The 14,291-nt window shown below is 28.8% G+C and carries 11 protein-coding genes; 4 read left to right on the forward strand and 7 right to left on the reverse strand.

Going from position 1 to position 14,291, the window contains the following annotated elements:
• The first annotated feature begins 38 nt into the window (after positions 1 to 38).
• The 3 genes from ahpC to DYA59_RS01905 all read left to right on the forward strand — a co-directional run bounded on the left by ahpC (position 39) and on the right by DYA59_RS01905 (position 3,617).
• Complete coding sequence (ahpC, locus tag DYA59_RS01895; protein ID WP_115268830.1) at positions 39 to 599, forward strand: alkyl hydroperoxide reductase subunit C; 561 nt, start codon at positions 39 to 41, stop codon at positions 597 to 599.
• 22 nt (positions 600 to 621) lie between these two features.
• Positions 622 to 2,250 carry an FAD-dependent oxidoreductase gene (locus DYA59_RS01900; protein WP_115268832.1) on the forward strand — a complete coding sequence of 543 codons (1,629 nt, stop codon included), beginning with the start codon at positions 622 to 624 and terminating at the stop codon, positions 2,248 to 2,250.
• Between the two features lie 236 nt (positions 2,251 to 2,486).
• Entirely contained in the window at positions 2,487 to 3,617 is a 1,131-nt protein-coding gene (locus DYA59_RS01905; RefSeq protein ID WP_115268834.1) for an ABC transporter ATP-binding protein, read from the forward strand.
• Positions 3,618 to 3,680: 63 nt separating this feature from the next.
• Here the strand turns inward: DYA59_RS01905 and DYA59_RS01910 are convergent, their stop codons facing one another.
• Complete coding sequence (locus tag DYA59_RS01910) at positions 3,681 to 4,067, reverse strand: MarR family transcriptional regulator (RefSeq protein WP_172606929.1); 387 nt, start codon at positions 4,065 to 4,067, stop codon at positions 3,681 to 3,683.
• A 395-nt stretch (positions 4,068 to 4,462) separates the two neighbouring features.
• Here DYA59_RS01910 and DYA59_RS01915 point away from each other — a divergent pair, with 395 nt between their 5' ends.
• A complete protein-coding gene (locus DYA59_RS01915; RefSeq protein ID WP_115268838.1) occupies positions 4,463 to 6,073 on the forward strand; it encodes a PTS transporter subunit EIIC in 1,611 nt (536 codons plus the stop codon).
• A gap of 59 nt (positions 6,074 to 6,132) precedes the next feature.
• Here DYA59_RS01915 and DYA59_RS01920 read toward each other — a convergent pair whose 3' ends face one another.
• The 6 genes from DYA59_RS01920 to DYA59_RS01945 all read right to left on the reverse strand — a co-directional run bounded on the left by DYA59_RS01920 (position 6,133) and on the right by DYA59_RS01945 (position 14,275).
• Positions 6,133 to 7,311: an NAD(P)-dependent malic enzyme gene (locus tag DYA59_RS01920; protein ID WP_115268840.1), complete on the reverse strand. Its 1,179-nt coding sequence runs from the start codon at positions 7,309 to 7,311 to the stop codon at positions 6,133 to 6,135.
• Positions 7,312 to 7,387: 76 nt separating this feature from the next.
• Positions 7,388 to 8,446 carry a tRNA 2-thiouridine(34) synthase MnmA gene (gene mnmA, locus DYA59_RS01925; protein WP_115268842.1) on the reverse strand — a complete coding sequence of 353 codons (1,059 nt, stop codon included), beginning with the start codon at positions 8,444 to 8,446 and terminating at the stop codon, positions 7,388 to 7,390.
• 10 nt (positions 8,447 to 8,456) lie between these two features.
• On the reverse strand, positions 8,457 to 9,152 hold the full coding sequence (locus DYA59_RS01930; protein WP_115268844.1) for a biotin--[acetyl-CoA-carboxylase] ligase: 696 nt from the start codon (positions 9,150 to 9,152) through the stop codon (positions 8,457 to 8,459).
• A 186-nt stretch (positions 9,153 to 9,338) separates the two neighbouring features.
• Positions 9,339 to 10,619 (reverse strand): ArsB/NhaD family transporter, encoded by a 1,281-nt coding sequence (locus DYA59_RS01935; protein ID WP_115268846.1) that lies wholly within the window; start codon positions 10,617 to 10,619, stop codon positions 9,339 to 9,341.
• Positions 10,620 to 10,670: 51 nt separating this feature from the next.
• Positions 10,671 to 11,597: a PTS sugar transporter subunit IIA gene (locus tag DYA59_RS01940; RefSeq protein ID WP_115268848.1), complete on the reverse strand. Its 927-nt coding sequence runs from the start codon at positions 11,595 to 11,597 to the stop codon at positions 10,671 to 10,673.
• Between the two features lie 173 nt (positions 11,598 to 11,770).
• On the reverse strand, positions 11,771 to 14,275 hold the full coding sequence (locus tag DYA59_RS01945) for a DegV family EDD domain-containing protein (protein ID WP_115268850.1): 2,505 nt from the start codon (positions 14,273 to 14,275) through the stop codon (positions 11,771 to 11,773).
• Positions 14,276 to 14,291: the final 16 nt, after the last annotated feature.

A 14,291-nucleotide genomic window follows, 5' to 3' on the forward strand; every position in this document is an offset into this window, starting at 1 on the left:
AAATATTTAATAAATTGAAATTATGGAGGTAAATTTATATGTCATTAATTGGAAAAAAAATAAACGAATTTAAAGCAACTGCTTATCAAAATGGAGATTTTATAAATGTTACTAGTGATAACTTAAAAGGAAAATGGTCAGTAGTAGTATTTTATCCAGCAGATTTTACATTTGTATGTCCTACTGAATTAGAGGATTTAGCTGATCATTATGAGAAATTTAAAGCTGAAGGGTGTGAAGTTTACTCTGTGTCAACAGATACTCACTTCGTACATAAAGCTTGGCACGATACATCAGATAGAATTAAAAAAATTCAATTCCCAATGGTAGCTGATCCTACTGGAAAAATTTCTAGAGAATTTGAAGTTTTAGTAGAAGAAGAAGGATTAGCTTTAAGAGGAAGTTTTGTAATTAATCCAGAAGGAGTAGTAGTAGCTTATGAAGTACATGATATGGGAATTGGAAGAGAAGCAAGTGAACTTCTAAGAAAATTACAAGCAGCTAAATTTGTAGCTGAGCATGGAGAAGTTTGTCCAGCTAAATGGAAGCCTGGAAAGGAAACTTTAAAACCTTCTATAGATTTAGTAGGTAAGCTATAATTAAAGTTGGATGTGAAAGCCTATGAATAGATTATATGATATGATAGTAATAGGTGGAGGACCTGCTGGTTTAACAGCAGGTCTATATGCTGGAAGAGCTAAATTAGATACACTTATTATAGAAAAAAGTGTTCCAGGTGGACAAATTACAGTAACTAATGAAATAGTTAATTATCCTGGAATAATAGAGACCACTGGAACTAAATATGGAGAGACACTTAAACAACAAGCTTTAAATTTTGGAGTTGAGTTTCTTTTAGATGAAGTTATAGATATGGATTTCTCTAATGATATTAAAGTTATAAGAACTAAATCTGGAGAATATCATGCTTTAGCAGTTGTAATAGCAACAGGAGCCTCACCTAGAAAGTTAGGATTTCCTGGCGAAAAGGAATATGAAGGAAGAGGAGTGGCATATTGTGCTACTTGTGATGGAGAATTCTTTACAGGTATGGATGTATTTGTAATAGGAGCTGGATTTGCAGCAGCAGAAGAGGCAATATTCTTAACAAGATTTGCTAGAAAAGTAACTGTAATAGCTAGGGAGCCAGAATTTACTTGTGCAAAGTCGATAGCTGAAAAAGTGCTATCACATCCTAAAATAGAAGTTAAATTTAATACTGAAATTTTAGAAGCAACTGGGGATGTACAGTTAAGACAAGCTAAATTTATAAATAATGTAACAAAAGAGATTACAGATTTTAAAGCTGCTGACGGAGAAAGTTTTGGGATATTTATTTTTGTCGGTTATGCCCCACAAAGTAAATTATTTGAAAATCATATAGAAATTGATAAGTTTGGATTTATTCCAACTGATGAAGATATGATGACTAATATACCTGGAGTTTTTGCTGCTGGAGATATTAGACCTAAGAAACTGAGACAAGTAGTGACTGCTGTTTCTGATGGAGCTGAAGCTGCTTTTAATATAGAAAAATATATAGTAGAATTAAGAGAAAAATTAGGAATACATAAAGAAGAGACTCAAATTGAAAAAACTTCTAAAGTTGAAGAAAAAACTCAAGAATTTTTGGATTCACATTTAAAAGAACAGTTAGCTGAGGTTGTAAAAAGATTTGATAGCCCAATTGAACTAGTAGTTATAAAAGATACAAATGAACAATCTTCGGAAATGTATAGTATAGCAAAAGAAATATCTTCTGTTTCTGATAAATTAAGACTTTCATCTTATAATTTAGGTGAAAATTTAGAATTAGAAAATAAGATAAAACTTAATAAAGTTCCAACTATTGCTATTTTAGATAAAGATGGAAATTATTCTGGAATAAAATATGCTACAATGCCAGGAGGACATGAGTTGAATTCATTTATTCTTGCTATGTATAATGTAGCTGGACCTGGCCAAAAAATTTCGGAAGATACTTTAAGTAAAATTCAAAGTATTAAGAAAAATATAGATATAAAAATAGGAATTTCATTGAGTTGTACTAAATGTCCTGACACTGTTCAAGCAGCTCAGAGAGTAGCAATAGAAAATGATAATATTCAAGTTGAAATAATTGACGTCTTCTCTTTTAAAGATTTTAAAGATAAGCATCAAATCATGAGTGTACCTGCAATGGTAGTCAATGATGAAAAAGTTTATTTTGGAAGTAAGTCTATTGAAGAAGTTTTAGAAAGTATTCTATAATATATTCACAAAAATAAAAAGCTTGAGAGATAAAAAAGTTTTACTAAGTCGCCATATAGACGATTAAAAGTAAAACTTTTTTATTTTATATAGGCTAAATTTTATTGACTTTTATTTTTTTTTATTATAAGATATCTGTGATTTTAAATATTTTTATATTTACTACTAAGAATTGGTCTAACTCTGAAAATATTTTTATACTAATATTAATCTTAAAATTGAGGAGAGATGCTTATATGGCAAAAGTAGTATTGAAAAAATTAGAAAAAAAATATCCAAATAAATTTAGAGCTGTACATGGAATAGATTTAGAGATTAAAGATGGTGAGTTTATGGTGTTTGTTGGACCATCTGGATGTGGAAAATCAACTATTCTTAGAATGATAGCTGGTCTTGAAGAAGTGACTTCTGGAGAAATTTTAATAGAAGATAAGTTAGTTAATAATTTAGAGCCTAAAGATCGAGGAATAGCCATGGTTTTTCAAAATTATGCCTTATATCCTCATATGACTGTGTATGAAAATATGGCTTTTGGACTTAAAATGTCAAAAATTTCTAAAGATGAAATAGATAGAAGAGTCAAGGAAGCAGCAGAAAAATTAGAAATAACACAATTATTAGATAGAAAACCAAGTGAGATATCTGGAGGGCAAAAACAAAGAGTAGCAATTGGAAGAGCAATTGTTAGAAAGCCTAATGTATTTTTATTTGATGAACCATTATCTAATTTAGATGCAAAATTAAGAGCATCAATGAGAGTAAAAATAATTCAACTACACAAAGATCTAAAAATACAAGGAAAAACTTCTACAATGGTATATGTTACGCATGATCAAACAGAAGCAATGACAATGGGAGATAGAATTTGTGTACTAAATACTGGGAGAGTAATTCAAGTAGATACTCCACTAAATTTATATCATAATCCAGTGAATAAATTTGTTGCAGGTTTTATTGGATCTCCGGCTATGAATTTTTTAGATGGAACTATTGTGGAACATGAAGGAAAAATAGTTTTTATATTTGGAAAAACTCTTCTTCTTTTATTTCCTGAAAATAAAGCTATAAAACTAAAAAAATATATTAATAAAAAGGTAATATTAGGAATTAGACCAGAAAATATAGGAACTAGATTTAGTCATTATAATGTAGAAAAAATTAATTTTGTGAAAGGTACTATAAAAGTGGTTGAATATATGGGAAATGAAGAGTTTATACATTTTTCTATTGAAGGAATAGATATTATTTCAAGAGTAGAAGTAAAAAAAAATGAAAATACAAAATATAAAAAAGTTGAAGATTTTTATTTTGATATGGATAAAATTCATATATTTAATTTTGAGACAGAGGAAAGTATCAAGTTATAGACGTATTTGTTATATTTAAAATGGGAAGAAAGATAAATATATAAAATTTCTTCCCAATAAAAGTTATAGTTTAGAGATTTTTTCATTTTGGAATCTATTCATTTTGATAAAAAAATTATATAAGAATTTTAATTCTTCTTCTGTAAAATTTTCATATAAAAATTTATAAAAGCTATCTTCGACTTTTTTGATTTTATCGTAGATATCATTGTATGCAAGCTCTCCATTTTTGGTAAGTTCAATATAGATTTCTTTTTTATTTTCATCTTTTTGATAAGTTTTTATATAATTAAGAGTAAGTAGCTTTTTTATTACTTTACTTGTATATCCCTTACTATTTTTTATTTTTTTAGATAATTGAGTGAGATTAATTTTTTCACTAGAACCAATATAGTAGATAAAATTATAATCTGTTAAATTCAATTCCTTATTTAAACTGTTTTTTAACATAGTAGTATACTTTTCATTAACGTAGATAAATTCTTGCATCTCCAGATAGATTTCAGGTATATAACCTTCTCCTTTATCACTTTTTAAAAAATCTTTATAAAATTCCTTACTATCTTCAATTAAAGTAAAAAATTTTTTAATAACTTTATTTGAAATTTTTTACACCTTCTTTCCATTTTTGATAGTTTCTTAGGAAACATTATAACTTAAATACTTATATATTTCAAGATTTTTCTAGTAGATTAGGTTATATGTATTATTTTAGTATTGTTTCTAAGGCAACTATTTTTTTAAGTTCAATTTGTGGTATACAATTCATTTTCAAGATATTGACTTATAAAATATAGTTCAGTATACTTATTATGTAAACATAATTTATAGGGAGGAATAATTTCATGAAAAAAGGATTTTCTATCTTACAAAGAGTAGGTAGAGCTTTTATGCTTCCAATAGCTGTATTACCAATGGCAGGTATACTTTTGGGAGTTGGAGGAGCTTTCACTTCAAAAGCTGTTATTGATACATATCATCTTACATTTTTAGAACCAGGAACTGTATTAAATAAAATACTTGTTTTATTTTCTAACTCAGGTTCTTTTGTTTTTGCAAATCTTTCAGTTATATTTGCTGTTGGAGTTGCTATTGGACTTGCTAATCAAAATAAAGAAACAGCAGCTTTATCTGGACTATTAGGATTTTTACTTTTTCATACAGTGATTGGAACTGTTTTAGGATTTATGGGGTATACTGCTGATACTACAACTGTTCAAGCTTTTATGGATTCAGGTTTTTCTTATGATATAGCAGTAGGTAAAGCAGCACTATATACTAAAGAACTTGGTATTTTTACATTGCAAACTGGTGTTCTTGGTGGTATTATTTGTGGTTGTGTTTCAGCTATGATTACTAATAAATTTTCTAACAAGACATTACCTGATTATCTTGCTTTTTTTAGTGGAAATAGATTAGTTCCAGTATTGACAATGGTATTCTTTATTCCATTAGGAGTAATTGTTCCTTTCATTTGGCCTGCAATATTTGCTGGAGTTGTTAAAGCTGGAGCAGCTTTTACAGCTATGGGACCTATTGGAACTTTCCTTTATGGATTTACTGCTAGACTTTTAAATGTATTTGGACTTCATCATGCTGTATATCCTCTATTCTGGTATACAGAGTTAGGTGGAACTATGGAAGTAGCTGGACAACTAGTTGCTGGTGGTCAAAGAATTTTCTTTGCTCAGCTTGCTGATCCTACAGTTGTTCATTATTCAGCAGATGCTACAAGAACAATGACAGGTGGATTTTTACCTATGATGTTTGGATTACCAGCAGCAGCATTTGCTATGTATAGATGTGCTGATGCAAGTAATAAGGCAAAAGTAAAAGGAATTTTAGCCTCAGCTGCTCTTACAGCTTTTTTAACAGGTATTACAGAACCACTAGAATTTACTTTCTTATTTGTTGCTCCACCTCTTTATGTAATACATGCCTTTCTTGAAGGTGTGGCATATGGAGTTTTACACTTCTTAAATGTTGCTGTAGGAATTACTTTCTCAAGAGGAATAATAGATTTTACTTTCTTTGGACTATTACAAGGTATGGCTAAAACTTCATATCAATGGATTCTAATACTTGGACCATTTTATTCTATCATCTACTATTTTATATTCAAATTTATGATAGAGAAGTTTAATTATAGTACTCCTGGAAGAAATGAAGCTGAAGCTAAACTTTACACTAGAAAAGATTACCAAGGTAATAGTAGTGATGATTTAACTGATGATATAGTAGAAGCTTTAGGTGGAGTAGAAAATATTAAGGGAATAGATGCTTGTATCACAAGACTTAGAGTCACTGTAAAAGATAGCTCTAAAGTTGCCCCTGATTCTAGATGGAAAGAATTAAAATCTCAAGGTGTAATTAGAAGTGGAGAGGGAGTTCAAATTATCTATGGAACTCAAGCTGAAATTTATAAAAATAAAATAATTAAAAAATATGGATTATAATTAAATTTTTATATTATTTAAAAAAATCCAGAAAGATTTTTCTCTCTGGATTTTTTTATCTAATTTCTACAAATTCCTTGCTCTTTTGCTAACTTTTCAACTGCACTTGCTACTGCTTCTGCTACTCTCTTATCAAAAGCATCTGGTATTATATAATCTTTTCTTAATTCTTCTGGTTTTATTAAAGAAGCTAACCCTTCTGCTGCTGCTATTTTCATCTCTTCAGTTATCTTTTTAGATTTAGCTCTCAATGCTCCCTTAAATAATCCTGGGAAAACTAATACATTATTTATTTGGTTAGGATAATCTGACCTTCCTGTTCCTACTATTGCTGCCCCTGCTTCTAGTGCATCTTCTGGCATAATTTCAGGAGTCGGATTTGCCATAGCAAATACTATTGCATCTCTATTCATACTTCTTACCATATCTTTAGATAATAAGTTTGGTGCTGACACTCCTACAAATACATCTGCCCCTACTATTGCTTCAGCAAGTCCTCCAGATATATCTTGAGAATTTGTAATCTCAGCTAACTCTTTTTTAGAGAAATCATATTTATCTTTATCACTTCTTCTTAAGATTCCTACTCTATCAACAGCTATTACCTCTTTAGCTCCTAATTTTTTTATAAGTTTTATAATAGAACTTCCAGCTGCTCCTGCTCCGTTTACAACTACTTTTATATCTTCAACTTTTTTATTTACAACTTTTAAAGCATTAATAAGACCAGCTGCTACAACTATTGCAGTACCATGTTGATCATCGTGGAATACTGGAATATCTAATTCCTCTTTTAATCTTGTTTCTATCTCTATACATCTAGGAGCTGAAATATCCTCTAAATTTATTCCACCAAGACCTGGAGCAATTAATTTTACTGTTCTAATTATCTCTTCAGTGTCTTTAGTATCTAAGCATATAGGAATTGCATCTACATCTCCAAACTCTTTAAATAATACACATTTTCCTTCCATTACAGGTAAAGCTGCTTCTGGTCCTATATCCCCTAATCCTAATACTGCTGTTCCATCAGTTACTACTGCTACTAAATTTCCCTTTGAAGTATATTTATATACATCTTCTTTATTACCTGCTATTTTTCTACAAGGTTCTGCTACCCCTGGAGAATAAGCTAAACTTAAATCATCTCTATTTTCTACATTTACTTTAGAAACTACTGATAATTTTCCTTTACTTTTCTCATGTAATTCTAATGATTTTTCATATACATCTGCCATTTTTTCCTCCAGTTATTATTATTTCTTTTTAGTAATATTTTATTTTTTTATAGTACATTGATTTTTATTTTATTTATTATGAAAATATCTTTTTATCTACTATCATTCCTCCACCTAAAACAAAATCTTTATAATAGATTACAAGATGTTGTCCTGGGGCATTTTGAACATTTTCCTCAAAATATTCAAAATATATTTTTTCATTTTCTGCTATGACTTTTCCTTCAGCACCAAAACTAGAAAATCTTGGTCTTCCTATAACTTTTTTCTCCATTATTTTTTCTAATTCAATAGGGGATTTAAAATCAACTAGTTCCACTCTTTTTCTAGCTAATTCATTATATTCTCCTAAAGTTATCTCATTTTTCTCTGGATTTATAGCAGTTATAAAATATGCTCTTGGAAGTTTTAAATTGAGTCCTCTTCTCTGTCCAATAGTATAAAGTTGATATCCCTTATGTTCTCCCATTATATTTCCATCTTTATCTATAAATTTTCCTCTTTTGATACTATCTCCTAAATTTCTCTTTAAAAAATCTATATATCCTATCTTAGCAAAACATATTCCCTGACTATCTTTTTTATTATGTATCTCTAGTCCAATATTTTTTCCAATCTCTCTTATTTCACTCTTAGTGTATTTAAAAAGAGGAAAAAGAAGTCTTGAAATCTTGTCACTATCCAATCTATATAACATATAACTTTGGTCTTTTTTACTATCTTCTGCTTTCTTTAAAAGTATCTTATCAAACTCTTCATTATATTCTGTAGAACAATAATGTCCAGTTGCTACATAGTAAACTTTCTCCTCATCTGCTATGTCAAAAAGTATTTTCATCTTAACTCTCTCATCACAAATTACACAAGGAGAAGGAGTTATTCCTTTAGAATATCCATTTAAAAAATTATTAACTACCTCTTTTTGAAAAATATCCTCAATATCTATAACCCTATGCTTTATATTAAAAAAATTAGCTACTCTTTTAGCTGAATCTATCTCTTCTTTTAAGCTTTCCTCTTTCTTATGATTCAAAGTAACTCCTATTACTTCATATCCTTGTTTTAGAAGTAGATATACAGAAATTGAAGAGTCTACTCCTCCACTCATCCCTAATACAACTTTTTTTCTGTTCATTAATCATCTCCTATTTTTTTATATGAATCTCTCCAATATTAAACAGTCTCTCTTTTCCAGCTATCTCTACTTTTAATCTTCCATCATAGGCTATATCTTTAGCTATTCCACTTCCTAATGATTCTCCATATTTTATTATTTCTATTTCTTTTCCTTTTAAATAGTTGTATGAGTTTATCTCATTTAACACATACTCCCAATTTTCAGAGAAATATTTTTTAAACTCATTTATTATACAAAAAATTATATCTTCAGTAGAATAAAATTTTCCTGTTATATTTTTTAATGATGTAGCTTTATCTTGAGCATAACCAAAATCATCATTATTAACATTAACCCCTATACCTATTATAAAGAAATCTCTTATTTTTTCCACTAAGATACCACATATTTTTTTATCTTGTAGATAAATATCATTAGTCCATTTAAATTTATAATCTAAGTTCTCTATTTTCTTTAATCCACCCAATACTGATATTCCAGCTATTAATGGCAATCTCATATACTCTTCTAAAGAGAGATTTTTATCTTCTTGAAGAGTAAATGAAAAAATTGCCATTCCCTCATTGGATACCCATACATTTCCACGACGCCCTACTCCTGCTGTTTGAGTTTTAGCAATTACACAATCATAATTTTTTAAATCTTCTCTTTCTTTTAAATATTTATTTGTAGAATCTATCTCATCAAATCTAAATATTCTCATATCTCTCCTTAGTATAATAAAATTCAAGAGTGAACAAGATTGAAAAGAATAAATAGAGCAAGTCAGCAAAAGCGAACGCTAAAGAACATAATTGTTTGAGTGAAACGAGTTTTATGTTTTTAGTGAGCTAAGCCATACTTGCTCCTTATTCTTTGAACAAAATTCATTCTTGAATTTTTTTTATTTTTACATATATCTTATATAAAGATATATTGTTCCTACTAATAATGTTTCAAAAGCTATTAATCCTCCAAATTTGAAGAACTTTATAAAATCTATTTTACATCCAGCTTTACTTGCAGCTCCTACAGCCACAACATTTGTTGCTGAACTAAGTATTGTTATATTTCCACCTAAACAAGAACCAAATGATAATGCCCACCAAAAAGCTTGAGTATTTCCTAATCCGTCAAATGATGGAATCATTACTCCTAAAATTTTTGAAACAGTAGCAGCATTTGCAACATTTCCTATGATAGAAGTAAAAGCAGCTGATAACCAAGTTACTGCTATTACAGCCATATCAAATTTTCCCTCTGTTAAGTGAATAATTTTATCTCCTATTATATCTATAATATTTAGATTTTCTATTCCTCTAATCATCATAAATAATCCAATGAAGAAAAATAAAGTTTCCCATTCTACATGTTCTAAAATCTCTTTTGGATTTCTCTTAGCAATAATTACTAAAAATATTGCTCCTGATAAAGAAATTATAGCTAATCCTTTATTTATAAAGTTATTTAATATAAATCCAACAAGTACAAGAGCAAATATTACCGCTGCTTGTCGTAGAAGTTTCTGATCTTTCAAACTTCTTGAAGAGTCTAATTCCATAATTCTTGCTTTTAGCTCATTAGAGACATTCATATGTCTACCATAGATTAGATATACATTAATTATTAAAATAATCATAGCTATAATTGACATTGGAGCTGTATTCAATAGGAAAGAGTTAAAACTTAGGCCTCCTTCTGCTCCTATAATCAACTGTGTAGGATCTCCAATTAGTGTGGCAAGCCCACCAATATTTGCAGACATTACTTCAGTAATAACAAAAGGAAATGGATCTAGTTTTAGTTGTTTAGCTAATAAGATAGACACAGGAGCCATAAGTAAAATTGTAGTAACATTATCTAGAAAAGCTGAACACAAAGCTGTCACTACTGCTAGTAAAACTACTAATCTAAAAGGTTCCCCTCTTACTAATTGAGCTACCTTAATAGCAAACCACTGGAATACTCCTGTTTCAGATACAAGATGTACAATTATCATCATACCAATTAAAAGAAATAAAATTTCAAGTCTTTCGGATACAGCTTCTAAAGCATCTTCTTCATTGATTATTCCTATCAATGCCATGATAAGTCCACCTATCATAGTTGCCCAAGCTTGAGGTATTTTTTCTGTTATCATCAAGTAGAAAACTGAAACAAAAACTACTAATCCTATTACTATATATATCATTTTTTATTGTCCTCCTTAAATATATCCCCCCACTATTTTAATTTAGATTTACTATATATGTAAAACTTTCTTGATGATATCTGATCTTTTTATCATTCCATAGTATTTTCCATCATCAACTACATATAGTCTAGTTATTCCTTTATTTACCATAATGAAGCAGATTTCCATTATAGGAGTTTTTCTATCAATAATAATTTCATTAGAAACTCTATATAAATTTTTAATAGTAACTTTTGATTCATTTACTAAATATTCTTCAAAGGGTTCTCCAACTGTCAAAAAATTTAAATCACCCATGAGTGAGAGATATTCAGGCATACCATAATCTATAAGTTCTCTTTCTGTTATTTCACCTAAGAATCTTCCATTTTTATCAACTACTGGAAGTCCACTTGTTTCTTCTAATATAAGTCTTTTTGCAATTTCTTCTAAAGTATTATCTGGTGTAGCAGGTTCTATATCTGGACTAAGTACATCTTCAGCTACGATTTTATGCTCGAATTCTATATTTGCTTCATGAAAATATTCTATAACTTTTTTAGAATTTCTTTCTTTTCTGATTTTTTCTAAAAGTTTAGGTTGTTTTAATACAAGTTTTGATACGGCACTCATAACCTTTAGAATATTTTTATTTTTTAATACATCAGAGATTATTAAGAATACTAAATCTACTTTATCGCTTTTATTAGTTGCTGCTATTTCACTCTCTATTGGATTATCTAATAATCCTATTGCTACAATAAAATCATTAAAATTTTCTATTCTAGCATGAGGAATAGCTATTCCGCTTCCTATTCCAGTTGAAATCTCTCTCTCTCTCTTGATAATTGCTTCTTGGATAAGAGCTTGAGAAGCTTTTACTTTTTTATCTTTTTCAGCAATTCTTTCTACCATTTCCACTATTATCTCTTCTGGATTTTTTCCCTTCAAATCAGTAAGGATAAAATTAGGATCTAGGTAACTTGAAAATTTCATAATTTTCACTCTCCTTAATAAAATTTGTAATATTAAGCAATTAACTTGAAAATACAAAAGAGAGTGTGTAATTAAAAATCACAACAGCCTCTCTTTTATTTTTAAATATCTACTAGTATACTCCTATTTCATAAAATAAGCAAACTTTTATTTTGTAATATTATAAATATTCTTTAGATTATTTTAGGTATTATAGTAAAGCCATATACAGGACCTGAATGTGAGCCAATAGTAGCTCCTATTTCAAGTCTTCCTTTATATTCTACTTTATTATTTCCAACTTGTTGATTCTTTATTTCATCAGCACTAGAGAGTTCTTTACGAGTTCCTCCCCAAGTCGTATAAAGTAACATACTTGTTTTTTTACTTTCAGTTTTTATTAATCTTTCTATATATCCAAAAGCTCCTGCTTCTCCAAAAGCTTTTCCTTGTACAGAAATTTCTCCATTTTCTAGTTTCAATATAGGTCTTACTTTTAAAAAACCGCCTATTATGGAGGAAGCTCTCCCTATTCTTCCACCTTTTTCTAGGTAATTTATATCATTTACAACGAAATAAAGTTTTATTTTATCTTGCAATTGCTCTAATCTGGTTAAAATATTTTCTACATTTTCTCCATCTTTAGCCATTCTGGCTGCTTCTAATACTTGATATCCTAAAGACATAGCCACACCCTTAGAGTCAACAATTATTATATCTTCTCCTCTAGAGAGCATTCCTTTAGCAACTCTAGCAGCTTGTTGTGTTCCACTTAATTTACTTGAAATATGAATAGAAATAATTTTTTTATATCCTTTTTTGAATAGTTTTTCATATATTTCTCTGAATTCTGCAGGAGATGGTTGAGAAGTTTTCGGAATAATTGACTCTGTAGTAACTCTTTTCCAAAAATCTCTTTTACTTAAATCAATACCATCTTTAAAATAATCATCTCCAATTTTTATTTTGAGTGGAATAATATCAATATTTAATCCTAACATGAGCTCTGGTGTTAAGTCAGAAGTAGAGTCTGTTACAATGGCTATTTCTGGAAGAGATAGGTCTCTTTGTTCTATGTACATATAGTAATGATAGTTTTCTTGTTCTACAAATAACTCGGTTTTATCTATATTTTGTAATTTTTCAAATATTGCATTTATCTCTTTTTTTGATTCTTTTCCATATGAAATAGTTAAATTAAGACTATCATCAGAAATATATTTATTAAATAATATTTCAAGTAATTTATTTAGATTTTGGTTTTTTTCTTTAATTTTACCATTTATAATGGCTATAAAATCTCCAGTATTAATAGAAATATCTTCTATTTTTGTATCTCTAATAGCTTGGGTTATCTCTATAGAATAATTATTTTTCATTTTTTCAAGAGTAAATTCAAGTTTATCTTCTTTATTTTTGACGATATAGTATCCTTCTAGCATAGTTTTGGTTTCTATTACAAGAATCTCTTTTTTGGCTCTTTCTGCAGCTATTTTAGCTGTAGATATTATATTTTTATTATTAGGTAAAATAATTATTCTATTAGCTTGTATTTTTTTTATTCCTTCTTCTATATCTAAAACACTAGGATTTTGAGTTTGACCTCCTATTAATACAGCAGTAGCTCCAGCTTCAATATAATACTCTCCTAATTTTTTGTTGTCTACAATAGCAAAATAAGCAATCTCCTTGGAATTTTCATTTCTTATTATATACTTACTATTATCTTTTATTTCTTTTTCACTTATCAGAAGATTTTTATGTTGGAAAAGCATATTTTCTATTTTTATGTTATTAAGTTGTCCATACTTTATAGCTATTTCTAAAACTTGTCCAGGATTATTTGTATGAATGTGTGTTTTTGTCTTGTGAGTGGTTTGAGCACAAACCATAGAATCTCCAAAAGTACTTATCTCTTTTTTATATCCTTCTAAATCAAATGTCCCTTCTTCTATAATAAACTCTGTACAATATCTAAATTTTATATCTTGAGGTTCCTGTAAAGTATATTCCATTCTTTCTTTTCTTTTTGCTTGAGATTGTACTATTCTTTCTAGGTCTTTTAACATTTCAGGGTCTGTTACAGATTTTTCAAATCCCTCAAGTACATAGAAAATACCTTTTCCTCCTGCATCTACTACTCCTGCTTCCTTTAATTTTGGTAAAAGATTAGGAGTTTCTTCTACAGCTTCTTTAGCTACATTTTTTAAATATACTAGGAAAAGAATAAAATCATTTTTATCTCCTTGATACATTGCAGCTTCTTCAGCCACTCTTCTAATAACAGTTAGCATGGTTCCTTCAACTGGTTCAGATACAGCTTGATAAGCTCTTTCTTTTGCTGTACTAAAAGCTTTTATAACATCATTTACTGTCACTTCTTCTTTGTCTTCAATTGAGCTCAAAAAACCTTGTATAATCTGAGAAAGAATTGTTCCTGAATTTCCTCTAGCACCTAAAAGAATAGCTTCAGATACTATTTCTACTAATTCTTTCATATTAGGCTCGTGATTTAATTTTACTAGTTCATTTTCAACAGCTTGCAGTGTCATTGACATATTAGTTCCTGTATCTCCATCTGGAACAGGATAAACATTTAAATCATTCAAGACGTCAGCATATTTTGAAAGCCATCTACTTGCTGCTATTAAAAGTTTTGTCAATCTCATTGAGTTTAATACTTTTATTTCCAATTTCATATAAAATTTTTACCTC

Origin of the sequence: Fusobacterium necrogenes, from assembly GCF_900450765.1 — a bacterium.
Lineage (GTDB): Bacteria > Fusobacteriota > Fusobacteriia > Fusobacteriales > Fusobacteriaceae > Fusobacterium_A > Fusobacterium_A necrogenes.